This is a genomic window from Arthrobacter sp. 10T425, from assembly GCF_056393985.1.
Map to the genome: position 1 here is coordinate 168,577 of NZ_JBFTGZ010000003.1, position 21,447 is coordinate 190,023.

Annotated in this window: 24 protein-coding genes and 1 tRNA gene; 14 read left to right on the forward strand and 11 right to left on the reverse strand. The window is 68.2% G+C overall.

What is annotated here, in order from left to right:
- Positions 1-780, forward strand: coding sequence for a phosphate ABC transporter ATP-binding protein PstB (gene pstB / locus AC1DDH_RS05050; RefSeq protein ID WP_018774898.1), 780 nt, complete (start codon positions 1-3; stop codon positions 778-780).
- Positions 781-806: 26 nt separating this feature from the next.
- Here the strand turns inward: pstB and AC1DDH_RS05055 are convergent, their stop codons facing one another.
- The 3 genes from AC1DDH_RS05055 to AC1DDH_RS05065 form a co-directional block, all read right to left on the reverse strand.
- Positions 807-1,823 (reverse strand): inorganic phosphate transporter, encoded by a 1,017-nt coding sequence (locus tag AC1DDH_RS05055; RefSeq protein ID WP_476849888.1) that lies wholly within the window; start codon positions 1,821-1,823, stop codon positions 807-809.
- Position 1,824: 1 nt separating this feature from the next.
- Entirely contained in the window at positions 1,825-2,442 is a 618-nt protein-coding gene (locus tag AC1DDH_RS05060; RefSeq protein ID WP_476849887.1) for a DUF47 domain-containing protein, read from the reverse strand.
- Between the two features lie 383 nt (positions 2,443-2,825).
- Entirely contained in the window at positions 2,826-3,479 is a 654-nt protein-coding gene (locus tag AC1DDH_RS05065; protein ID WP_018774895.1) for a hypothetical protein, read from the reverse strand.
- 202 nt (positions 3,480-3,681) lie between these two features.
- Here AC1DDH_RS05065 and AC1DDH_RS05070 point away from each other — a divergent pair.
- The 3 genes from AC1DDH_RS05070 (at position 3,682) to AC1DDH_RS05080 (ending at position 4,854) form a co-directional block, all read left to right on the forward strand.
- Positions 3,682-3,754: transfer RNA gene (locus AC1DDH_RS05070), tRNA-Lys, on the forward strand.
- 193 nt (positions 3,755-3,947) lie between these two features.
- The gene (locus AC1DDH_RS05075; protein ID WP_028276609.1) at positions 3,948-4,442 is read left to right on the forward strand and encodes a MarR family winged helix-turn-helix transcriptional regulator; all 495 of its coding nucleotides are present in this window, start codon (positions 3,948-3,950) and stop codon (positions 4,440-4,442) included.
- Positions 4,443-4,506: 64 nt separating this feature from the next.
- Entirely contained in the window at positions 4,507-4,854 is a 348-nt protein-coding gene (locus AC1DDH_RS05080) for a hypothetical protein (RefSeq protein ID WP_476954965.1), read from the forward strand.
- A 66-nt stretch (positions 4,855-4,920) separates the two neighbouring features.
- Here AC1DDH_RS05080 and AC1DDH_RS05085 read toward each other — a convergent pair whose 3' ends face one another.
- Positions 4,921-6,021 carry a lactonase family protein gene (locus tag AC1DDH_RS05085; RefSeq protein ID WP_476954966.1) on the reverse strand — a complete coding sequence of 367 codons (1,101 nt, stop codon included), beginning with the start codon at positions 6,019-6,021 and terminating at the stop codon, positions 4,921-4,923.
- A gap of 270 nt (positions 6,022-6,291) precedes the next feature.
- On the opposite strand from AC1DDH_RS05085, the gene AC1DDH_RS05090 reads away from it, so the two are divergent.
- Positions 6,292-7,122, forward strand: coding sequence for a putative protein N(5)-glutamine methyltransferase (locus AC1DDH_RS05090; RefSeq protein WP_476870190.1), 831 nt, complete (start codon positions 6,292-6,294; stop codon positions 7,120-7,122).
- A gap of 37 nt (positions 7,123-7,159) precedes the next feature.
- Here AC1DDH_RS05090 and AC1DDH_RS05095 read toward each other — a convergent pair whose 3' ends face one another.
- The 5 genes from AC1DDH_RS05095 to AC1DDH_RS05115 all read right to left on the reverse strand — a co-directional run bounded on the left by AC1DDH_RS05095 (position 7,160) and on the right by AC1DDH_RS05115 (position 10,490).
- Complete coding sequence (locus AC1DDH_RS05095) at positions 7,160-7,615, reverse strand: hypothetical protein (RefSeq protein WP_476954967.1); 456 nt, start codon at positions 7,613-7,615, stop codon at positions 7,160-7,162.
- 169 nt (positions 7,616-7,784) lie between these two features.
- Complete coding sequence (locus tag AC1DDH_RS05100) at positions 7,785-8,048, reverse strand: GlsB/YeaQ/YmgE family stress response membrane protein (RefSeq protein ID WP_018774889.1); 264 nt, start codon at positions 8,046-8,048, stop codon at positions 7,785-7,787.
- Between the two features lie 149 nt (positions 8,049-8,197).
- Positions 8,198-9,169, reverse strand: a complete 972-nt coding sequence (locus AC1DDH_RS05105) for an aldo/keto reductase (RefSeq protein ID WP_223914667.1) — start codon at positions 9,167-9,169, stop codon at positions 8,198-8,200.
- A gap of 96 nt (positions 9,170-9,265) precedes the next feature.
- Positions 9,266-9,475: a dodecin gene (locus AC1DDH_RS05110; protein WP_223914666.1), complete on the reverse strand. Its 210-nt coding sequence runs from the start codon at positions 9,473-9,475 to the stop codon at positions 9,266-9,268.
- Positions 9,476-9,527: 52 nt separating this feature from the next.
- The gene (locus AC1DDH_RS05115) at positions 9,528-10,490 is read right to left on the reverse strand and encodes an SGNH/GDSL hydrolase family protein (RefSeq protein ID WP_476849881.1); all 963 of its coding nucleotides are present in this window, start codon (positions 10,488-10,490) and stop codon (positions 9,528-9,530) included.
- A gap of 134 nt (positions 10,491-10,624) precedes the next feature.
- Between AC1DDH_RS05115 and AC1DDH_RS05120 the strand changes: the two genes are divergently transcribed.
- Positions 10,625-10,882 carry a metal-sensitive transcriptional regulator gene (locus tag AC1DDH_RS05120; RefSeq protein WP_476954968.1) on the forward strand — a complete coding sequence of 86 codons (258 nt, stop codon included), beginning with the start codon at positions 10,625-10,627 and terminating at the stop codon, positions 10,880-10,882.
- Positions 10,883-10,913: 31 nt separating this feature from the next.
- Here the strand turns inward: AC1DDH_RS05120 and AC1DDH_RS05125 are convergent, their stop codons facing one another.
- Positions 10,914-11,624, reverse strand: a complete 711-nt coding sequence (locus AC1DDH_RS05125; RefSeq protein ID WP_223914664.1) for a FadR/GntR family transcriptional regulator — start codon at positions 11,622-11,624, stop codon at positions 10,914-10,916.
- 190 nt (positions 11,625-11,814) lie between these two features.
- Between AC1DDH_RS05125 and AC1DDH_RS05130 the strand changes: the two genes are divergently transcribed.
- The 8 genes from AC1DDH_RS05130 (at position 11,815) to AC1DDH_RS05165 (ending at position 20,229) form a co-directional block, all read left to right on the forward strand.
- Positions 11,815-13,302: a four-carbon acid sugar kinase family protein gene (locus AC1DDH_RS05130; protein WP_476954969.1), complete on the forward strand. Its 1,488-nt coding sequence runs from the start codon at positions 11,815-11,817 to the stop codon at positions 13,300-13,302.
- A gap of 37 nt (positions 13,303-13,339) precedes the next feature.
- Positions 13,340-14,239, forward strand: coding sequence for an NAD(P)-dependent oxidoreductase (locus tag AC1DDH_RS05135; RefSeq protein WP_223914662.1), 900 nt, complete (start codon positions 13,340-13,342; stop codon positions 14,237-14,239).
- A 118-nt stretch (positions 14,240-14,357) separates the two neighbouring features.
- Positions 14,358-15,824, forward strand: coding sequence for a GntP family transporter (locus AC1DDH_RS05140; RefSeq protein ID WP_223914661.1), 1,467 nt, complete (start codon positions 14,358-14,360; stop codon positions 15,822-15,824).
- Positions 15,824-16,729: a class II fructose-bisphosphate aldolase gene (locus AC1DDH_RS05145; RefSeq protein WP_476954970.1), complete on the forward strand. Its 906-nt coding sequence runs from the start codon at positions 15,824-15,826 to the stop codon at positions 16,727-16,729. Before AC1DDH_RS05140 ends, AC1DDH_RS05145 begins: the two co-directional genes overlap by 1 nt.
- Positions 16,730-16,851: 122 nt before the next feature.
- A complete protein-coding gene (locus tag AC1DDH_RS05150) occupies positions 16,852-18,192 on the forward strand; it encodes an acyltransferase family protein (protein WP_476954971.1) in 1,341 nt (446 codons plus the stop codon).
- On the forward strand, positions 18,189-18,533 hold the full coding sequence (locus AC1DDH_RS05155; RefSeq protein ID WP_230008347.1) for a GNAT family N-acetyltransferase: 345 nt from the start codon (positions 18,189-18,191) through the stop codon (positions 18,531-18,533). Before AC1DDH_RS05150 ends, AC1DDH_RS05155 begins: the two co-directional genes overlap by 4 nt.
- 123 nt (positions 18,534-18,656) lie before the next feature.
- A complete protein-coding gene (locus AC1DDH_RS05160) occupies positions 18,657-19,421 on the forward strand; it encodes a hypothetical protein (RefSeq protein WP_230008346.1) in 765 nt (254 codons plus the stop codon).
- A gap of 25 nt (positions 19,422-19,446) precedes the next feature.
- Entirely contained in the window at positions 19,447-20,229 is a 783-nt protein-coding gene (locus tag AC1DDH_RS05165) for an SDR family NAD(P)-dependent oxidoreductase (protein WP_223914657.1), read from the forward strand.
- A gap of 12 nt (positions 20,230-20,241) precedes the next feature.
- Here AC1DDH_RS05165 and AC1DDH_RS05170 read toward each other — a convergent pair whose 3' ends face one another.
- Positions 20,242-21,297, reverse strand: a complete 1,056-nt coding sequence (locus tag AC1DDH_RS05170; protein ID WP_476954972.1) for an FUSC family protein — start codon at positions 21,295-21,297, stop codon at positions 20,242-20,244.
- Between the last annotated feature and the right edge of the window lie 150 nt (positions 21,298-21,447).

Consider the following 21,447-nt stretch of genomic DNA (forward strand, 5'->3'; position numbering starts at 1 on the left):
ATGTCTAAGCGCATCGACGTCAAGGACCTGAACGTCTACTACAGCAAATTCCTGGCCGTCGAAGGCGTCAACATCAACATCGACGCCAAGTCCGTCACGGCCTTCATCGGCCCCTCGGGCTGCGGCAAGTCCACCTTCCTGCGCACCCTGAACCGCATGCACGAGGTCATTCCCGGTGCGAGGGTTGAGGGCGAAGTGCTGCTGGACGGGGACAACCTGTACGGCCCCGGCGTCGATCCGGTCACCGTCCGGTCCCAGATCGGCATGGTGTTCCAGCGCCCCAACCCGTTCCCCACCATGTCCATCCGGGACAACGTGCTGGCCGGCGTGAAGCTGAACAACACGAAGATCTCCAAGGGCGAGGCCGATGTCCTGGTGGAGCGGTCCCTGCAGGGGGCCAACCTCTGGAACGAGGTCAAGGACCGTCTGGCCAAGCCCGGCTCCGGGCTCTCCGGCGGCCAGCAGCAGCGCCTGTGCATTGCGCGCGCGATTGCCGTTGAACCCCAGGTGATCCTCATGGACGAGCCCTGCTCCGCCCTGGACCCGATCTCGACGCTGGCCATTGAGGACCTCATCAACGAGCTCAAGGACCAGTACACGGTGGTGATCGTGACGCACAACATGCAGCAGGCAGCCCGCGTGTCGGACAAGACGGCCTTCTTCAACATTGCCGGCACCGGCAAGCCGGGCAAGCTGATCGAGTTCGGCGACACCCCCACGATCTTCAGCAACCCGACCGAGAAGGCCACCGAGGACTACGTCTCCGGCCGCTTCGGATAACCAACCTGCGGAGCAATCGACGAGTCCTACAGGCCGGCCACCGTCGAGAGCGCCAACTGCAGGACGAACGCGGCGGCGGCGGTGACAACCGGGGTCGCTACCCAGAACACCAGGATGCGGATCACCAGCCGCCGGTCGGTGCCCGGGAAACTCTGGTTGGCGCCGGCGCCAAGGGTTGCTGCCGTCACCGTGTGCGTGGTGGAGACGGGCCAGTGCAGCCCGATCGCGCCCACCAGCAGCATCACCGCGCTGTACATCTGCGCGACGAATCCGCGCAGGGGATCGACCCGGGTCAGCCGGTAGCCGATGGTGTAGGAAATCCGCCACCCGCCCGCGAGGGTTCCCGCCGACAGCAAGACGGCCGTCAGCAGGGCCACCCACACCGGCACTGAACCGCCGTCGGAGAGACCGGCCGCCAGCAGCGCCAGGATCACCACGGCGCTGGTGCGTTGGCCGTCCTGCAGCCCGTGCCCGAAGGCGACGGCGCCCGCGGCAATGGCCTGGGCCCGCCGGGAGCGGGTGTTGACGACATTGGGCGGCGTGTACCGGGCCGCCCAGCCCGCGGGCCAGACCAGCAGGAACGACCCCGCATAGGCGATCACCGGTGAGATCAGCAGCGGGAGCACCACCTGGGACAGGAGCGAGGCGTCAACGCCCATGACGGGGTTTCCGCCGACGGCGACGCTCGCGACCCCCGCCCCGGCGAGGCCGCCGACCAGGGCATGGGTGGAGGACGAGGGAATGCCGCGCCACCACAAGTAGACGCCCCAGAGGATGGCGCTCAGCAGCGCGGCCAGCAGAATCGTCAGGCCGTTTGTGCCCGGCGGCAGCGACAGCCACGCCTGGCTGACGGCCAGCGCCAGGGCGGCGCTCAGCCCGGCACCGATGAAGTTGAACAGGCTGGCCAGAATCACCGCCACTGTTGGGGTCAGCGCCCGCGTCCGCACGGCCAGCGCCACCGACGAGGACGCGTCCCTGAACCCGTTGAGGAATGCAAAGGCCCCGGCGCAGAGCAGCACCAGGGCAAGGAAGAAGAGCACCACGTCAGGATTCCTTGACGATGATGCTGCCCACCTGGGTGGCGATCCGGCGCATGTCCTTCGTGACTTCCACGAGCTGGTTCGCGACGTCGCGGTTGCGCGCGTACTGCATGGCCTTCATCTCGTGGAGCATGTCCGCGACCCAGACCCGGTGTGTGCGCTCGGCACGCTTGGCCAGGCGCAGGATCTCGATCCAGTAGTCCTCAAGGTCGTCCAGATTGTTCAGCCGCCGCATCGCATCGACCGTTAGTTCGGCCTGGCGGCTGATGATTTCCAGCTGGTCGGCGGCCCGCCTGGGCAGCCGTTCGAGCTTGTAGAGGGAGACGAGCTCGGCGGCGGCGTCGAGCTTCTCCATGGCCTCGTTGAGGAACCGGGACAGCGTGTACATGTCCTCGCGCGGCAGCGGGTTCACGAAGCTGGTGCGCATGTGGGTCAGGAGGGCAAAGTGCAGCTCCGCGGATTTGGCCTCGTGGTTGTGCATGTCCTCCACCAGCCGGGCATGCTCGCTGGCCGGGGCGCCGAGGATCTCCGAGAGTGTTCCGGTCCCGAGCACGATCTGGCGCGCCATTTGGGAGAGCAGGTGCAGTCCGGCGGACTCCTGGGGGAACAGGCGCAGCTTCACGTGGTGTCACCGGTCTTCCGGGAGGAGGTTCGCGGGTTGAGCCGGCCGGCCGTGTGACTTGACGGTGACCAGTGCATACGCATCACTTTACCGTCCCCGGCGGGTCCGGCCCGGCCCGACGCGGCGTGTGACGGCGCAGGTGAAAACCGGGCGAACATCAGGGTAAGAAGGCATGAAAATGGTGCCGAACCGGATACGCCTCTCGGCGGTAGGCCGCTCTAGGCGGCTAAATGTTGAAGCCCGGGGGTTTCGCGGTTCGGCACCGCTTTTAGTTTTCTACGTAGGTTCATGCAAGTCAACATTGACAGCCTGCCCGAGCCGTGCGTGTCCTGGGTGCTGCGGGCCCGTCATCCGGGCGCCTGCCGCCCGGCCCGGCTGGCCCCTCAGTCCAGTTCGCCCAGCCGCCACGCGTTGGCGGCGTGCTCGAGGTCCTCGGCCGTCTTGACGAGCAGATGCGAGTTGCGGGTGAGTTTGCTGGCGTGGTTTTCGTTGCTGTGCTCGGCGTTGTCCGCAAGCGTTGCCTGACCCAGGGCCACCACGCGGCAGAACGCTGCGGAGCGTTCCAGGGCGACGTCGAATTCGCCGTCGAACGCCCCGGAGAGGATGGCGTCCGCCATGGATTTCATCTCATCGGCGCCGGGCGGTTCGGCCGCGCCGGCGACCACATGCGAAACCTGGGCCGTGTCCTTGCCCGCTTTGAAGTAGACGGAGATCCGCTCGGGATCCTGGATGGTGGCGGCCCGCAGGGCGTACAGGCGCCACAGCGCGCCGGGGAGGGACCGGGCGGGGCTTTCGGCCCACATTTCGGCGATTGCTTCCAGGCCCTGCTCATCGGCGAGTTTGACGAGCCGTTTGGTGACTTTGGGGTCGTCGCTGTCCCGGCCGCGGCGCACGAGAGCCTGCGCGGCCAGATGGGCCGCCTCCGAGACGCGGGCAGGATCGGCCCCTCCGGCGAAAGGCTCAAAGTCGATCGGTGCGAAGGGTTTCGGCTTGTGGTGCCGCGGGCCGGGGGCGCTTGATCCTGCTTGCTCGCTCATGCCCCCACGCTACTCCAGTGCCGCAAGGGAATCGAGGATCGGTGCGCGCTGCTGCCGCAGACGCCGGGGGCCGACGCCGCCGGTGCGGCCAACGTGAAAAAAGCCGGCCCGGGTCTGGGGTACAGTGTTAACGTCCAGAAATGGACTGGGCCGAAACGCGCTGCATCAGCGGATTTATCCGCTGGTTCGGGGCTGTCGGCTGGGGCCTTTAGCTCAGTTGGTAGAGCATCGGACTTTTAATCCGTGGGTCGTGGGTTCGATCCCCACAGGGCCCACTCTTTTAGCGAAGAGTGGAAAAACCCCGGTTTCCTGGCAACAGGAGGCCGGGGTTTTTTTGTGCCCGCCGCCGGGGTCCAGTCCGGGCGGTTCGGGGCCCTAGCCGCCAGGGCTCCGGGGCCCTGGGGCCGTGTGGCTGCAGCCACCCGGATTGCACGGCTGGCTAGTTACCAGTTCCGCTAGGCTTGGCGAATGGACTCCCACGGCGCCTCCGGATACTGGTATGGCCCCGATGACAGCCTGGATCCTCCGGCGGCGATCCTGCAGGCCCTCCGCGACTATCGGATCTCGGAGGTGGCGACCAGGCGGTCCACCCGCGATTCGATGGGCATGGGTGAGACGGACCTGCTGGCTTTGCGCTACCTGCTGCGGGCTAAGGCGACAGGCGAACGGGTTGGCCCGAAGGATCTCAGCCGCGTCCTGGGCATCACCACCGCTTCCACAACGTCCCTGATCGACCGGCTGGTAGCAAGCGGGCATGTCCGGCGGGAGCCGCACCCGACGGACCGGCGCTCCCTTGTGATCGTGCCGACGGTGGCGACGGACTCCGAAGTCCGCGCCACGCTTGGACACATGCACCGGCGCATGATGGAGGTGGCAGAGTCCATGAGCGCGGAGGACGCCCGCGTGGTCATTACTTTCCTCCGCCGGATGAGCGCGGCCATCGGCGCCGAGCGGCATAACTAGCTCGTTTAACTAGTTATATGTATGCTTACTACTTGTTTTTTAGATCTCAACGAGAGTAGGCGCCGTGGCTGAATCCGCAACCCTGACCGGGGACCCTGCGACAGTGCTCCCGCCCGGCGCCCCGCTGCACTGCGGCGCACCCATGCAGTGGACCTCGCCGGAGCCGGCGATGCCCTCCTACTCGTTCGGGCCCGCGGACCCGTCCCTCGATCTTCCGGCCCTGTGGCGCTGTCCCTGTGGCTTCCAGCTCGACGGCGGTATCCAGCCGGGGGACGGACTCCACTTCGCCGACGGTTCCCAGACGGAGAGCGTGTTCCAGCTGGAGGGCGGGTTTCAGTTGGGCGGGATCCAGCTGGATGGTGGCGAACAGGGCGTCGATCAGGGTGCTGCGGGGCTTGCCGCGGCCTGCTGACCCAGCGGCCTGCTTTTCACCAGCCTGTTCTTCACCGCAGCACCGCGTCAGCCGGGCGCCGGCTCCTCACCCCCGGTGCACCAGCCGGGGCCGGGCCGGCACCAGCGCGGTGGGGGAGGCCACCTGCAGCCGGTCCGCAGGAATACCCGGCAACCCTGATGCCGCGTCCAGAGGAAAGGTCACGACGTCGCCGGAGCGTTCGTGGGCGACGTGCAGCAAACCGTCGCGGACCAGGTGGTGCCGGGGCCAGTCGCCGCCGCTGGGGACGTCGGCCACCGGACGCAGCGCCGCGCCCCCGGCCTCCACCTCCAGCACGCAGACCCGGTTCGAACCGCGGACGCCCACGTAGGCGTACCTGCCGTCGGCCGCCAACGCGATCTCTGCCGCCGAATCATCCGGCTGCGCCCCGCCTGCGGCGGCGGGCCCGACGAATCCGAGCCGGAAGTCCCCGGAGTCCGGCGACAACCCGGCCACAGCCACCTCGATTGAATACTCGGTCACCACAAAGACATGGCCGCCCGGATGCTGGACCAGATGCCGGGGGCCGCTGCCCCGCGGCAGGACCACCTCATGGTCCAGGGCCGGGCCCAGAGCCAGCCCCGGTCCGGAGCCGACACTCCAGATCCGCAGCAGGTCGTGGCCGAGGTCGGTGGTCATCACCCTGCCGTCGGCCAGCATGAGTGCCGCGTGAGCGCGGCTCGGCCGTTTTTCCCGTTCGCCGGGGCCGCCGCCGGGAGCCTCGCCGTACGGGTCTCGCGATTCGACGCCGGCCGTCCGGTCAACGATGCCGCCGTCGGCGTCGAGCTCATAGAACAGCACCTGGCCGCCGCCCCAGCAGCAGACAACGAGGAAACGGCCGAAAGGCTCGACGGCGACATGGCAGGCCGCGTCACCGGCCGGCCACGCCGGGCCCGCGGGCTCCAAGCCAAACGCGCCGGCCCGGCGGTAGGCCCGGACGGTCCTGGCCTGCTCGGCCACGGCATAGACCACAGGGAGAGACGGGTGGACCGCCAGGAAGGACGGCGAGTCGGCCGCCGCCGCAACACCCAACCAGCGCAATGTGCCGTCGGCCGCCGCGGCAACCGCGCCGATCCCCGTGCCGCGGCCGCCGGAATCTGCCGTGTAGGAGCCGGTCCAGATGAGATCGTGGGCAGGGAGGGAGTCCATGCTGCCATCCTGCCAGCCGCCGCCGCCAAGGCATCCCAAGCAGGCGTCACAATCCGCCGCCGCAGTTCGCCGCCGCAAAACCCGGACGAGTCACAGCAGACCCAATCACAGCTGGCCGCGGGCGGCTTCGGTAGCATGGGGCAATCGAGCAACTGCAGCAAAAGGAGGTGGGTCCCGTTCACGCAAGTCCAGAAAGGATGCCCGCCCAGCAGTGCCGGCCTCGGCCAGCTCACGGTGAGGGCGTCTGACACCCGACCGAAAGGCACTCCCATGCCAGTAATCCGCCATCTTTCCCCGCACGAGATACTCACGGCCAGGCTCCGGGCAGCCGGCTGCGTGTTTGCCGAAGACGAGGCCCGTCTGCTGATCGACGCGGCCCCGACCCCGGAGGCGCTCGAACGGATGGCCGGCCGGAGGGTCGCCGGCCTTCCCCTTGAACACATTCTCGGTTGGGCGGAATTCTGCGGACTCCGCATCGCGGTCGACACCGGAGTCTTCGTGCCCCGCCGCCGGACGGAATTCCTCGTCCGGCAGGCCGCTGCGCTGCTGGACGCAAGCCGCATGGCGCGGGGCGACGCCCCGGCACCGGTCGTGGTCGATCTGTGCTGCGGGTCCGGCGCTGTCGGTGCGGCGCTCGCGGCCCTCGCCGGCCCCGCCGAACTCCACTGCGCCGATATTGACCCCGCGGCTGTGTCCTGTGCACGCACCAACGTCCTGCCCCTGGGCGGGGAGGTCCACGAGGGTGATCTCTATGCTCCCCTCCCGGCGGGCCTCCGGGGCCGGGTCCGGCTGCTGGCCGTCAACGCCCCCTACGTTCCCTCGGCAGACATCGAAACCATGCCGCAGGAAGCGCGCGTCCACGAGCCGCGGGCCTGCCTCGACGGCGGCGCCGACGGGCTTCAGGTGCAGCGGCGGGTCGCCGCCGGCGCACGGCAGTGGCTGGCGCCCGGCGGCCACGTACTGATAGAGACCAGCCGCCGGCAGTCCGCGCAGACGGCCGGAATCCTCCGCGGGCACGGACTGGCGGCCCGGGTGCTGCGCTCGGAGGAACTGGGGGCCACCGTGGTGGCCGGCGAGCTGCCGCCCTCGGGCGGGCGGTAGCCGGCAGGGGCGGCGACGGTGGCCCCTCAAAGAACCCCTAGGGCAGTTTGTCCCCGTCCACGTTGGTGGCGGGGCCCGCCGGGGTGGCACCGCCCTCGTCCGACCAGTCCTGGCCCGTCTGGTCGGTGAGCGCAGGATCGGTTTGGACGTCGCGGGCCGCGGGTGCCGGCGTTCCGGGCATGGCTGCTCCCGGTTTTCCTGGCGTGGCCGTTCCTGGCGTGGCCGCGGACGTGCTTCCGTGGCCGGCATCGCGGTGGACAGCGGAGCTTATGACGGTACCGGCGCGGCGCGCGGCTTCGCCGAGATGCTCGGAGACCTCGGGGGCTTTGTCTTTGACCGTTTCTGCTGCCGCGGCCACCTTGTCCTGGACCGGCTTGCTGTGCCAGAGCTCTGCCGACCTGGCCTTGAGCTTGTCATAGGCTGCGCGGCCTGACCGCGATCCCAGGACGTACCCTGCTGCCAGTCCGGTGGCGAAAAGAAATTTGCCCTTCATGCTGTGCTCCTGCTCCCTGACGTAGGTGAAAAGTAGACGTTGTTGAACAGTTCGTGGACAGTGGGTGGCAGTGCCGGACCATGCGGCCGGCGGGCCGCCTTGCTGTCAAAATAGTGCAAAAAACCGGCCCCGGGAATAACCCAGGGCCGGTTTCCGGTCAGCTTCCGTGTTAGCGGGCTGAGCGCTTGCTGATCATGCCGTAAACGAGCAGGACGATGATCGCACCGCCGATGGCCAGCAGCCAGGTCGACAGCGAGAAGAACTCGTTGATGCCCACGCCGAACAGTGCGCTGCCAATGAATCCGCCGAGCAGGGCGCCGACGACGCCCAGGATCAGAGTGATGATGATGCCACCGCCCTGACGTCCCGGGAGGATAGCCTTAGCGATGGCGCCGGCGATGAGGCCCAGAATCAGAAATGCGAGAAAACCCATTTTTCGTTCCTTCTTCTTTCATAGAGGAGGCACCCGGATCGCCGGGTGCGCTACATCCTTCTGCCCTAATACTAATCATGCTTAGTATCAAAGAGCCACCCGACACCCGTGGGTTCGCCGGGCTGGGTGCCAAAACAGCCGACTGCGCCCTACCATGCGTAGTCTTCCGGAGCCGTCCTGTGGCCCGGGAAGATCTCGTCGAGGCGCTTGAGCGCATCGGTGTCGAGCTTCAATTTGTGCGCCCTGACGGAGGCTTCGAGCTGCTCGAGGGTACGCGGGCCGATGATCGGAGCGGTGACTGCCGGCTGGTGGAGCAGCCACGCGAGTGCCAGGTCCGCGGGTTCCTGACCCAGTTCGGCGGCGAATTCCTCGTATCGCCGGATCTGTTTCTGGTGCGACTTGAGCGCCTCGAGGGCCCGGCCCGCGATGCGCCGGACGCCGTCGTTCTCCTTCTTCAGCACTCCGCCGAGCAGGCCGCCGTGCAACGGCGACCATGGCAGGATCCCCAGGCCATACTGCTGGGCGGCCGGGATGACCTCCAGTTCCACGTCCCGGGTCAGCAGGTTGTAAATCGACTGTTCGCTGACCAGCCCGTTGTAGTTGCGGCGGCCGGCGGTTTCCTGGGCCCGGGCGATGTGCCAGCCGGCGAAGTTGCTGCTGCCGGAGTACAGGATCTTGCCTTGCTGGACGGCGACCTCGATAGCCTGCCAGATCTCATCCCAGGGCGTGTTCCGGTCCACGTGATGGAACTGGTACAGATCGATGTAGTCCGTCTGCAGCCGTTTCAGGCTGGCATCGAGCGCCCGGCGGATGTGCAGTGCCGAGAGTTTGGACTCGTTGGGCCGGTCGGTCATGGTGCCGAACAACTTGGTGGCAAGCACCGTGCGCTCGCGGCGCTCGCCGCCCTGGGCGAACCAGCGGCCAAGTATTTCCTCCGTCCAGCCGCGGTGGCTGGACCCGCCATACACATTGGCCGTGTCGACGAAGTTGATGCCGGCGGCCTGCGCGGTGTCCAGGATGGCGAAGGCCTGCGTCTCCTCGGTCTGCGGGCCAAAGTTCATGGTGCCCAGGCAAAGGCGCGAGACTGTCAGGCCCGAGCGGCCCAGATGCGTATAGCGCATGAAGTTTTCCTCTCCGCCCTGGCCTCCTCTGCCCTGACGGGTTGCGGGTTTCTCCGGAGCGGGACGGTGCGTGCCGGCCCGCTCCGGAGTCTGGCGTCAACGCTCCAGGCGGAACCCCAGCTTGATGGTGACCTGCCAGTCGGCGACCTGCCCGTTTTCAAGGTGGCCGCGGATCTCCTTGACTTCGAACCAGTCAAGGTTCCGGAGGGTCTTGGCGGCCTCGGCGATGCCGTTCCGGACGGCCGCATCGACGCCCTCGTTCGAGGTTCCGACAATTTCAGAAATGCTGTAAGTGTGATTAGGCAACTTCGCTCCTCGTGATCGCCATCGATGCCCGGCTGTGGGCCGTTCCTGCAGACTAGCCGACCGAACCCGGCCGGACTAGGGGTTTGTGCCCGGAGTCCGGGACCCCGGGAGGCGGTCCGGGCAGCGGGCGTTTGGCCTGCCGGGGCGGGGTGTCTGCGCGCGGCCTGATCCGGCTCACCATCCAGGGCAGCATGTAGTGCGCCATCCATGCCAGGTCACCGGCCCGGGTCTCCCGCCAGTTGCCCGGCGGCATCGGCTTCGGTTCCAGCGGCCGCAGACGGTGTGGCACGCTGAGCGTGTCCAGGACCATGGCCGCAATGGTGTGGTGTCCCAGCGGCGAGAAGTGCAGGCGGTCCGGATCCCACATCCGCGGATCGCTCAGTTGCCGCAGGGCCCACAAATCGGCGATGACGACATCACGCCGGGCGGCGATGACACGGATGTTCTCGTTGAATACCGCGACCTTCCCCCGGATGTGTCCGAACACAGCGGTCTCGCCCCAGTCCGGCCCGGTGAACAGGACCACCGTGGCCCCGGTGGCAGAGAGGGCTGCCACGGCGTCGTCCAGGGCCGCGGCCATCCGGTCCGGATCGCCGCGATGAAACACGAGATCGTTCCCGCCGGCGGAGAGCGAGACGAGGTCAGGCTTCAGGTTCAGGGCCGGTCCGAGTTGCTGGTCGAGTATTTCGCGCAGGACCAGGCCGCTGATGGCAAGGTTTGCGTACCCGAACTCGCGGCGGCCCTCGCCGAGTTCCTCGGCGATGCGGTCCGCCCACCCCCGAATGCCCCCGGGGCTCAGCGGTTCCGGGTCGCCGACGCCTGCCGTGAACGAGTCGCCCAAAGCGACATACCGGCTCCAGGGCCGGGAACGCAGGTCACCTGCACGCCCGCGTGCGGAGCTCTGATCCCCTGGATGCCACGGCCCCGCGGCGGGGAGGTTGACGCCGGTACCGCCGGCGTCCGGCTCTAGGAACCTGGCGGCGTTCACATCACCAGCAATACGCCGATATTCCATGCCTCGCTAGGTACTTATGCCCCTAGCGGGGCGGCATGCGGCCGCGGCGGCCACCCCTGGCCGTCCGCCACCCGGGAGGCGAAATACTCAGGGGGGTATAATGTGGAGCCTGACGCATCGAACCGGAGGAACCAATGGAACTAGATCCCACCGACATGAAGCCTGTCATTAACCGGCTTCGCCGCGCCCAGGGCCAGCTCGCGGCCGTCACCAGGATGATCGAGGAGGGCCGTGACTGCAAGAGCGTCGTGACCCAGCTGGCGGCCGTGTCGAGTGCCCTGGACAAGGCTGGGTTCTCCATCATTGCCACGGGCCTGCAGCAGTGCATGCAGCAGCAAGACCCCAGCCTGGACCGCGCCGAACTCGAGAAGCTCTTCCTCTCGCTCGCCTGAGCTCATCATCCGGGCAAAGCGCGGGTCCCCGTCAGGCGGGGCCTCCGGCCAGCACGAAGGTCTTCAGATCGTCAAGGGTCTGCTGCATGTGGGCGTCCATGGCGTCGCGGGCGCGGTGCGGGTCGCGGGAGGCCAGGGCGTCAGCGATGTTCTGATGGTGCCCGATGGCGTGCTCCTGGATCTCCGGCACCTTGGAAGTTTCCGTCCGCCGTTTTTCCAGCACGCGGTGCAAGGGTTCGAATAACACGGCGACGAAGACGTTTTCCGAGGCCTGCAGGATGAGGTCGTGGAAAGCGAGGTCTTCCTCCACGAATGCCGCGAGATCATTCCTCTCGTGGGCCAGCCGCATCCTGTCGACGTGCGCGCGGAGGGCCTGGATGTCCGTGTCCGACATCCGCCCGGCAGCCAGTTCGCAGGCGCCCGTCTCCAGCATCCGCCGGAGCTCGATGAGCTGGATGGCGGCCGAGGCGTCGTTCGTGCCCTCCGAGGCTGCCCGCAGCACGGCGTCCAGGGAGCCCCAGCGGTTCACCGGGTTCACGAACGTGCCCCGGCCCCGTTCCACGCTGAGGATCCGCTGGGCTTCAAGGGTTTTCATGGCCTCGCGCACGGTCATGCGGCTGACTTCGTGCCGGGAGCTGAGCTCCAGTTCGCCGGGGACGCTCGCGCCGGGCGGGAACTCGCCGCCAATAATCCGGTCCAGCAGTTCGTCGGCCACAACGCCGACCAGCGATTTCCTAGCCAATTCTCCCCGTCCAGCGACTTGTTGCCTGATGGCGTGCTCCGTGATGGCCAAGTCTACTTGCGCGTCGTTGTGCCATATGCCACACTAGCATTCATATGCAAGATGTCTGACATCTTACATTTTGTTCCTGCTGCGGCTCGCGGAGAACCGCAGTTTTCCACTGAAAGATCCACACACAATGGAGTGCATAGTGCCCCTCGAAGCAGACGTGCTGGCCGCTTTCCCCGCGGAAGTACAGATCCCCGCCCGGCTGGTGGCAGACAGCGTGGCCGCCTCCTCCGAGGCATCCCCCCGTGTCCTGGTCGTACTCGACGACGACCCCACCGGCACCCAGTCCGTGGCGAACCTGCCGGTCCTCACCCGCTGGGAAGTGGCGGACTTTGCCTGGGCGTTCGCCTACGAAGTCGACGGCCAGCGCCAGCGCGCGGTCTACGTGCTCACCAACACCCGCAGCCTTGACGCTGCCGAGGCGGCTGCCCGCAACGAGGAGATCGTCCGCAACGCACTCGCGGCCGCAGCGTCCGCTGAACCCGCGCTTCGGCTCAGCTTTGTCAGCCGCAGCGACTCCACCCTCCGCGGACACTACCCGCTCGAACCGGACGTCATCGCAGCCACCGTCACCGCCGTCAACGGCGAGAAGACGGACGGCGTCGTGATTGTTCCCGCGTTCCCCGACGCCGGCCGCGTCACGGTCGGCGGCGTGCACTTCACCCGCGGCACAGGCACGGACGCCGGGCAGCTCACCCCCGTGGCCGAGACCGAATTCGCCCGGGACGCCAGCTTCGGCTTCGCCAACTCGGAGATGGCCAAGTATGTCGAGGAGAAGTCGAACGGCCGGTTCCCCGCGGATTCGGTGATCGTGCTGGATCTGGACATCATCCGGGCGTCCGCCGATCCGATGATCTCCGCCAAGGCCATTGCCGATGCCATCGACGCCGCCACGGATTCGACTCCGATCGTGGCGGACATCGTCACCGAAAACGACCTGCGGGCGCTGGCCCTGGGCCTGGAAGAAGCGGAAAGCCGCGGCAAGAAGCTGCTCTACCGCGTGGGCCCGCCGTTTGTTCGGGCACGGATCGGCCAGGAAATCCGCACCGAACTCAGCGGCGAGGAAGCCTATGCGGGCAACATCCCCTCGGAAGCCGGTGGCCTGATCGTGGTCGGTTCGCACGTCGGTGTCACCACCCGCCAGCTCAACGCCCTCACCGAGCAGCACAGCGCGGCCCGGATCGTGGAGATCGACGTCGAGAAGCTCCTCGGCGACAACGCGGGGGAGTACCTGGACGAAACCGTGGACACGGTCGTCGCTGCCCTCCGCGGCGGCGACGTGATCGTGCACACGAGCCGGCTCCTGATCAAGACCTCCGACGCCGCCGAAAGCCTGCGGATCGCCCGCACCGTCTCTGCCGCCGTCGTTGCCGTGGTGAACCGCACGCTAAAGACCTTCCCGCCCCGCTTCGTGATCGCCAAGGGCGGCATCACGTCCTCGGACGTGGCCGCACACGGCCTGGAAATCCGGCACGCGATAGTCCGCGGGCCCATGCTGCCGGGCATCGTCAGCCTGTGGGAACCGGTGGACGGTCCGGCCAAGGGCATCCCGTACATCGTCTTCGCCGGCAACGTGGGCGACGACCAGTCCCTCGCCGATGTCACGCGCAAGCTCAGCAACACCTTCTAATCCCCCCAGCACCAAACGTCTTTCGATGGAGAACACCATGACCAGCAACTACACCATCACCGTCCTTGGCCTTGGCGCCATGGGCCTGCCCATGGCCACGCGCCTGGCAAGCGAGCTCACCGTCCACGGCTTCGACATCGCCGAACCGCGCCTGAAGCTGGCTGAAGAGGCCGGCATCCGCACCTTCGCCTCCGCACGGGAAGCCTCGAAGGGCGCTGACGCGCTGCTGCTGGCAGTGCGCAACGGTGAACAGCTAAACGATGTCCTGTTCGGCGAGAACGGCGTGGCCTCCGTGCTCAAACCGGGCGCCGTCGTGATCCTGGGCAGCACCGTGGGCACCGAGGCCATCCCGGCCGCCGTCGACCGCCTGGCCGAATACGGCGTCGAACTGGTTGATGCCCCGCTGTCCGGCGGCCCCAAGCGTGCCGGCGAGGGCGACCTCCTGATCGTGGTGGGCGCCTCGCCCGAGGCCCGGGAAAAGGCCCGCCCGGCCCTTGAGCTGCTCGCCTCCACCCTGACCGTGGTCGGCGACAAGCCCGGCGACGGCCAGGCCCTCAAGACCGTCAACCAGCTGCTCTGCGGCATCCACATCGCCGCCGCCGCCGAGGCGATGGCCCTGGCCGACGCCCTCGGCCTGGACCAGGCCAAGACCCTCGCCGCCCTTGAAGCCGGCGCGGCGGGTTCCTTCATGCTTTCCAACCGCGGACCGCGCATCCTGGAGGCCTACACCGAGGACGGCGCCGAAGTCCTCAGCCGGCTGGACATCTTCGTCAAGGACATGGGGATCGTCGGCAAGGCCACCCGCGCCGCCGGCCTCGCCGCCCCGGTGGCCGCCGCCGCCGAGCAGCTCTACCTCCTCGGCCAGGCCCAGGGCCTCGCCGCCGCCGATGACTCCGCCGTCATCAAGGTCGTCGCGCCCACCAGGCGCACCGCCTAACCAGCCACCCCCATCCCCGACGACGGCGGTCCCCCCTCCGCCGTCGCCGGGTCCCCACCCCACTGTTCCCGGCGACTGACTCGCTGGGCGACCTTCCTGTCAAAGGAGACACCTCTTCATGACCCCCCTGCTCAATTCCCTGATGGTGCGCGCAGCCGACGCGCCCGTCATCAAGCCGGCCGTGGAGCTGGGAACTCCGCTGCTGCTGACAATCGCGGCGGCCGGCGTCGCCCTGCTGCTGGTGATGATCATCCGCTTCAAGATCCAGGCCTTCGTGGCCCTGCTGACCGTCAGCATCCTGGTGGCCGTGGCCGCGCAGATCCCGCTCAAGGACGTGTTCACTGTGGTGGCCGCCGGGGTGGGAGGCACCATGGGCAAGGTCGCCCTCCTGATTGCGCTCGGCGCGATCCTGGGGCGGATGATCGAGGTCTCCGGCGGCGTCCAGTCCCTCGCCGACCACTTCACCGCCAAGCTCGGGGCCACCCGGGTGGCCGTCGCCCTCACCGCAGTCGGCTTCCTGGTCGCGATTCCGGTGTTCTTCGAGGTCGGCATCATTGTCCTGGTGCCGGTCGTCTACGCCTTCGCTAAAATTGCCAACGTCCACCCGGTGAAGTTCGGCCTGCCCATGGCCGGCATCATGCTGGCCATCCACGTGGCCGTGCCCCCGCACCCGGGGATTGTTGCCGGTGCCGGCGTGCTCGGCGCCGACATCGGACTGATCGCCCTGATCTCGCTGACGATCTGCGTGCCGCTGGGCTTCCTGTCCTACTGGGTCGCGTCCATCATGAACCGCAAGACCTACGAACTGCTGCCGGCCGTCAAAACCCAGGTGGACGAGTTCGGCTCCGCCACCATGGTCCGCGTCGGCCACGAGGGCCCGGGCAGCAAAGCCATCGCCCCGCCCCGTCCGGGACTGATCATCTTCCTCATCGCCACCCCGATCGTGCTGATCCTCCTCGGCACCGTCGGCACCCTGGTGATCGACAAGAACGACTTCTGGTACGGCGTCGCGGCGTTCGTGGGCAACCCCGTCTTCGCCCTGCTGGTGGCCGTTGCGCTCTGCTTCTTCCTCCTGGCCGTCCGCCGGCAGTGGTCGCTGACGGAAACCGGCGAAATCTTCGAAGGCGCCCTGCCTCCGATCGCGTCCATCCTGATGGTTGTTGCGGCAGGCGGCGTGTTCGGCAGCGTCCTGCAGGTGAGCGGAATCGGCAAGGCTCTCTCCGAATCCCTCGACACGCTCGGCGTTCCGCTGCTGCTGCTTGGTTTCATCATCTCCCTCGCCCTCCGCGCAGCCCAGGGCTCGGCCACCGTCGCGATCGTCACCACGGCCGGCCTGCTCTCCTCCGCCGTCGCCGGCGGCGGCTACACGCCGGCGCAGACCGCCGTGATCGTGATCGCCATCGGATTCGGCGCCCTCGGCCTCTCCCACGTGACCGACGCCGGTTTCTGGGTGGTTGTGCGCTACTACGGACTGACCGTCGCCGACGGCCTCAGGACCTGGACCGTGCTCACCACCGTGCTGGGACTGGCAGGCTTCGCCCTGACATTCGTCGCCTGGATGCTGGTGGGGGGACTGAGCGCCTGATGCGTACCCAACTGGACACCCTGGTGACCGGCGCCCTGCAGCAAGGCTCTGCCGTTCCGGCGTTCACCTGTTACGACTTCACCACCGCGCTCGCCGTTGTGGGGGCGGCCGAGGAATCCGGCCGGGGCGCCATCCTGCTGGTCGCACCGAAGACCGCGGCAACGCCCAACGGGCTGCGGCTGATCGCCGCCCTTCGCGGACTTGCCGACGCAGCCTCCGTGCCGATTGCGGTGCAGCTGGATCATGCCACCGACCCGCAGGTGATCGCCGACGCCGTCAGTGCCGGGGCCGACTCGGTGCTGGTCGACGGGTCCTCGCTGCCGTACGAGGACAACATCGCCCTGGTCCGGAACGTCCGCGCTGCCTTGGCGGCGCAGGGCCGGGCCGACGTCGTCATTGAAGCAGAACTCGGCGGACTCGCCGGCGACGAGGACCGGGCCTTCGGGACCGACGCCGCGGATAACGGAGGCGACGCGGCGGATAACGCAGGCAGCACGCCGGCTGACGAACCCGCCGGGCTCACCGACTCCGCCCAGGTGGAGGACTTCGTGGCCCGCACCGGGGCGCAGCTGCTCGCCGTGGCTGTGGGCAATGTCCATGGCAAGTACAAAGGGGAGCCCCGGCTGCGCTGGGACGTGCTGCAGGACATCGCCGTGCGGACCCGGATCCCGCTGGTCCTGCACGGCGCCTCCGGCATTCCGGCCGAGGAACTGGTCAAGGCCGCCGCGATGAACGTGGGCAAGGTCAACTTCAACACGGAGCTGCGCACCGGCGTCCTGGCGGTCCTTGAGGAACAGACCACAGCGCACCGGGCCGACGGCGAGAACCTCCAGGCACTGCTGGGCCTGTGGAATGCCTCGGCCAGGACCTTCGCGGCCACCGCCCTGGCCACACTCTCGCGCTGACACTGTGACTGCCAGAGCAGTATGGCCCGCAGCCGGCGCGCATCCGGGCCATACTGCTCTGGCAGCCAGGGCGCCGCGGCCCGACAATGATGGCAACACAGCCTGTCTTCCCGAGGGGTGCCATGCTTGCGCAGCAGCGGCCAACCGGCGACCCGGCGCCGATGCCGGACCGAGACCCGGTGATCGACCTTGTCCGGTTCTTTTGCCTGGCATTGGTGGTGGTCGCGCACACCATGATGGTGAGTCCCGTACTGCACCCGGACGGCACCGTGACGTCCGAGAACACCTTGGGCGATCAGCACTGGTTTGAACCAGTGGTGTGGGTCTTCCAGATCATGCCGCTGTTCTTTGTGGCCGGAGGCATCACCGGGCTGCAGTCCTGGCGCCGGCTCCGCGCCAGGGGCGGCAACGCCTTCGATTTCATGCAGGCCCGGCTGCTGCGCCTGATCCGGCCGGCCGCCGTCCTGCTGGCGGTCATGTTCGTTGGCCTGTCGGCGGCCCGCCTCGCAGGGGTTGACCCTCAGGTCATCGAGCTGCTCACCAGCGGAGCCGGCATGCCGCTGTGGTTCCTGGCCGCGTACCTCGCCGCGCAACTCAACCTTCCCTGGCTGGCGGCCCTCCACACCCGCGCGCCATGGCTGACCTTCGCCGGCCTCACCGCCCTGGTGGTGACGGTCGATTGCCTGCGGGGAGTGCTGCCGCTGCTGGCATACCTGAACATGCTGTTCCTGTGGTGCGCCGTGCAGCAGCTCGGATTCATCGTGGCGGATGGCCCGCGGCTGCTGCCGGGCCGGCCGGCGCACCTGGGCATCATGGTTGCCAGCAACATGCTGCTGGGGCTGATAGTCCTGCTGGGGCTGTATTCGGGGAACATGCTGGTGAACCTCAATCCGCCCAATGTGACGCTGCTGCTCCTGGGCATCTCGCAGGCCGCCGCCCTCCAGCTCTTCCGGCCGGTGCTGTCCCGGATCGCGTCCGTGGCCGGGGTGCGCCGGATGATGGGCGTGGCCGGCCGGCGGTCCATGACTGTTTATCTGTGGCATCTGCCCCTGCTGGCGGCGATGTCCGGGTTGCTGCTGCTGACGGATTTCCCGCAGCCCGCCGGAGGGAGTGCGGCCTGGTGGTGGGGGCGGCCCCTGGTGCTGTTGGGGGTCATCGCCCTGCTGCTGCCGGTGGTGGCATTGTTTGGCAGGCTGGAGGAGCGGCCGACGGCGTCCGGCCCGTCGCCGAGCCGACCGGCGGCCGCCGTGCTGCTGGCCGCAGTCGCCGTTTTTGTTCCGGCAGTCAACGCCGCGCTCACCGGGCTCACGCCCGGGCTCCTCGGCGGGGGTGCCGCCTGCTTCGCGCTCGCCGTCGTGCTCCTGGGCCGGATTCCGGTTCAGCTCACGACGCCACCTGACGGGCAGGGCGGATCGGAACCGCCATTGCCACGCCCGCCATTAAGTGCCAATGTCGAACCATGACGGAGAACTCGGCAACCACGGAAGACACCTTCACCCCGGACGTCTCCACCACCCGGAACGACGAGCTGCACCGTTACGAACTCCGTGTCGGCGAGAAGCTGGCCGTCCAGGTGCGCTTCATCGACAGGCCGGGCCATATCGACTTTATCCACACGGATACCGCAGAGCAGTTCCAGGGCCAAGGGCTCGCCAAAGTGCTGGCGCACTTCGCCCTCGATGACGTGGTTGCCTCCGGCAAGCGGATCATCCCGAATTGCCCGTTCATGTACCGCTACCTGCGCAAACATGAGTCGTACCACCAGTATGTGGACTGGCCGGAGCGGGTCCCAGAGGGAGCCTGAGCGCCTGGCGCGGGGGCCGGAACGAAGTCATCGGCCTGCCCGCTTGTGGGCAGCGGACCAACCTCGTAAAGTTTGACCAGAGTTATGCAGTTGGCTCTTGGACAGGTGACTTTGGAGTACCCCATGAACCATAAACTGCGTGTGCTTGTCCGGGTGGACGTCGATCCCGCACAGGTCACCCTCGAAATTACCGGCTGCGTTACCCAGTCTGACTCAGCAACCCTCCTGCACATCGTGCGCCGCGCCTGCCGCCTCGAACCGGGCGCCGCCGTGGTCATCGATCTCCACGGCGCCTCCCACCTGGACCCTGAGGTGCTGCTGGACCTCCGGCGTCTCGCTGATGCCGGACACCTGCCCTCTCCCGATGCCGGGGGCTCCGCAGAGTCCGGACCGCTTCGTTTCACCCTCGACGAGCCGGCGGTGCTGCCAATCTGCCTCGTGCACGTCGGCGCCGACGCCGAAGTCCTCGCCGGACTCGACACCGACGACCGCCCGGCCCCCGTCGCCGTCGCCGGGAACGGAGACAGCGAAGCTGCCGGACTGCTCGACGTCGGGCCCGGCTCCGGATCCGACTCCGGGCTGGGGGAGGCCAACAGCCCGCTGGCCGCGGAAACCGGCGGCGCCAGCGACCTTGGCTCCATCGACGGGCTGGCGCTTTCGGAGTACTTCGAGGGAACGCTGGATCCTGTGGCCACGGTCCGGGCACTGTCCGACACGGCGCTGTGCCGGCTCGCGGACGCTCTCTACCGCCACCTCGACACCAGCAGCCCGTCTTTCGGGGCGCACACCTGGTACGAGCTTGCGGCCGAAGAGCTTCAGAACCGCCACCTGCTCGATGACGGTGACCCGGCAGGGGACGAACTGGCGCAGGACACGGCCCTGGCCTGAGCCGGGACGAGACTAGGCTGTCGCTATGAACCCTCAAACAGCCTCTACATCCGGCAGCACAGCCCTGGTCACGGGCGCGACGGCGGGCCTTGGCGCCGAGTTCGCCCGCCAGCTCGCCGAGCAGGGCCACCGCGTGGTGCTCGTGGCCCGCGACGCCGGCCGCCTCGCGGCCACCGCTGCGGAGCTGGAGAACAGCTACGGGACCGCGACGGAGACGATCGCCGCGGACCTGACCGACGACGCAGGGATTGCCGCCGTCGTCGCGCGCCTGACCGACCCCGCGCGGCCGGTGGAGATCCTGGTCAACAACGCGGGAATCGGCCTGCTGCGGCCCTTCGAGGACAACGACATTGCCGAGGAGAAGAAACACCTGAAGCTCCATGTCGAAACGGCCATGGAGCTCAGCCACGCCGCCCTGCAAGGCATGCTCGGGCGCCAGTCCGGAAGGATCATCAACGTCGCCAGCGTTGCGGCCTTCCTGCCCCGCGGCACCTACTCCGCAGCGAAGGCGTGGCTGCTGAGTTTCTCGCGCTCGGCCAACATGGCCTATGCGGCGCGCGGGGTGAAGGTCACCGCCGTGTGCCCCGGCTTCACCCACACCGAGTTCCACGACCGGATGGGGATGGACAAGACGGCGACGCCGCGCTGGATGTGGCTCGAGGCCCGGCAGGTGGTCAGCGAGGGACTGGCGGACAACGCCAAGGGCAAGGCCGTCTCGATCCCCAGCAAGCGCTACAAGGTCCTGACCTCGGTTTCGCGGGTGCTGCCCTCAAAGCTCATCGCCGGGCCGGCGCGGCGCGCCAAGTAGCCACCGGGTACATCAGCGGGCGGCCAGCCGCCGTCGGCGGATCAGTACGACGACGGCGATCCCGACGGCGGCGCCCACGAGTGTTTCGACGGCCCGTTCGGTCACCAGCACGGCGGGATCGGCCGGCGCGGCAAGCTGTCCGACCAGCAGGATCACCGGGGTGAAGGAGACCATGGCAAGACCGTAGTGCCGGGTCATGAACAGCTCGGTGCTGAACTGCAACACGATCACGAGGCAGACCAGGACGGCGGCCTCCTGCCCGGGGAAGGCCAGCAGCGGTGACCCCGGCCACGGGAACAGGACCGCCGCGACCACCACGAGACCGCCCAGTGTCCCGACGATCCGGTGGACGCCGCGGTACACGCTGCTGGGCAGGTCCGCACCGGCAAGCGGCACCGCCGCCGCGGCCATGGCCCAGTGCGGGTGGCCGCTGCCGCTGAGGACCCCCAGGGTCCCGGCGCCGCCGACAGCGGTGACGTAGCGGGCGGCATGCAGCCACGCCGCCCGGCGCCCGGCCCCGCGCAGCACTGTGACGTCCCGCCGCCTCCCGCGCTGCCAGGTGCGGCCGACAAACCAGCCGCCAAAGCCGACCATGATGGAGAACGCGGCCGATCCCGCGGCGATGAGAACGCCCGTGTGCCAGGGGACGGCGGCGGGAACGGAGGCGCACGCGCCCAGGGCCAGGATCCCGAAGAAGGGACCGGCGGGTTTCAGGGCCGTCTTGTCCGTGAACAGCGAGCCCACGCCGGCGAACGCGGCCTCAATGATCACCAGGGCCCACGAATGAATGTGGTGGGCCGAGAGGAAGACGCCGACTCCTACGCCGGCAACCAAAAGGACAGCCGCCTGGCCTTGATGGCGGAGCCGGAGCTGGTGAGGCTCGGTGCGGCCGTACATGCCGGTCAGCGCGCCGAAAACAGCGTAGCCGGCCAGCCCGGGGCGACCGGCCGCCAGGAGCGCCAGGGACGGAACGGCCACGCTGATCGCCACCCGCCAAGCCGACACGTGGTCCTTGTTGGCCGGGGCCAGGCTGTGCAGCGAACGGATGTGGTGCAGCAGGGACTTCACAACTGCCTCTCCGGTTCCTGTGGTTCCTGTGGTTTCCCCGGGGGCCCGGGGTTTGCGGGGTTCGCGGGGCCCGGGTGCTGATAGTGGTTCGGACACGCCTAAGGCCTGCCCGGATGCGTCCCCCAACGGGTAAGCATCCGGAACAGGCCT

Coding starts and splice junctions, on each gene's coding strand:
- AC1DDH_RS05065 (WP_018774895.1), bottom strand. CDS start 3,479: ATGAGCGAGCAAGCAGGATCAAGCGCCCCCGGCCCGCGGCACCACAAG.
- AC1DDH_RS05155 (WP_230008347.1), top strand. CDS start 18,189: ATGACGGAGAACTCGGCAACCACGGAAGACACCTTCACCCCGGACGTC.
- AC1DDH_RS05145 (WP_476954970.1), top strand. CDS start 15,824: ATGCGTACCCAACTGGACACCCTGGTGACCGGCGCCCTGCAGCAAGGC.
- AC1DDH_RS05160 (WP_230008346.1), top strand. CDS start 18,657: ATGAACCATAAACTGCGTGTGCTTGTCCGGGTGGACGTCGATCCCGCA.
- AC1DDH_RS05090 (WP_476870190.1), top strand. CDS start 6,292: ATGCCAGTAATCCGCCATCTTTCCCCGCACGAGATACTCACGGCCAGG.
- AC1DDH_RS05165 (WP_223914657.1), top strand. CDS start 19,447: ATGAACCCTCAAACAGCCTCTACATCCGGCAGCACAGCCCTGGTCACG.
- AC1DDH_RS05115 (WP_476849881.1), bottom strand. CDS start 10,490: ATGGAATATCGGCGTATTGCTGGTGATGTGAACGCCGCCAGGTTCCTA.
- AC1DDH_RS05075 (WP_028276609.1), top strand. CDS start 3,948: ATGGACTCCCACGGCGCCTCCGGATACTGGTATGGCCCCGATGACAGC.
- AC1DDH_RS05140 (WP_223914661.1), top strand. CDS start 14,358: ATGACCCCCCTGCTCAATTCCCTGATGGTGCGCGCAGCCGACGCGCCC.
- AC1DDH_RS05120 (WP_476954968.1), top strand. CDS start 10,625: ATGGAACTAGATCCCACCGACATGAAGCCTGTCATTAACCGGCTTCGC.
- AC1DDH_RS05095 (WP_476954967.1), bottom strand. CDS start 7,615: ATGAAGGGCAAATTTCTTTTCGCCACCGGACTGGCAGCAGGGTACGTC.
- AC1DDH_RS05150 (WP_476954971.1), top strand. CDS start 16,852: ATGCTTGCGCAGCAGCGGCCAACCGGCGACCCGGCGCCGATGCCGGAC.
- AC1DDH_RS05085 (WP_476954966.1), bottom strand. CDS start 6,021: ATGGACTCCCTCCCTGCCCACGATCTCATCTGGACCGGCTCCTACACG.
- AC1DDH_RS05100 (WP_018774889.1), bottom strand. CDS start 8,048: ATGGGTTTTCTCGCATTTCTGATTCTGGGCCTCATCGCCGGCGCCATC.
- pstB (WP_018774898.1), top strand. CDS start 1: ATGTCTAAGCGCATCGACGTCAAGGACCTGAACGTCTACTACAGCAAA.
- AC1DDH_RS05105 (WP_223914667.1), bottom strand. CDS start 9,169: ATGCGCTATACGCATCTGGGCCGCTCGGGCCTGACAGTCTCGCGCCTT.
- AC1DDH_RS05135 (WP_223914662.1), top strand. CDS start 13,340: ATGACCAGCAACTACACCATCACCGTCCTTGGCCTTGGCGCCATGGGC.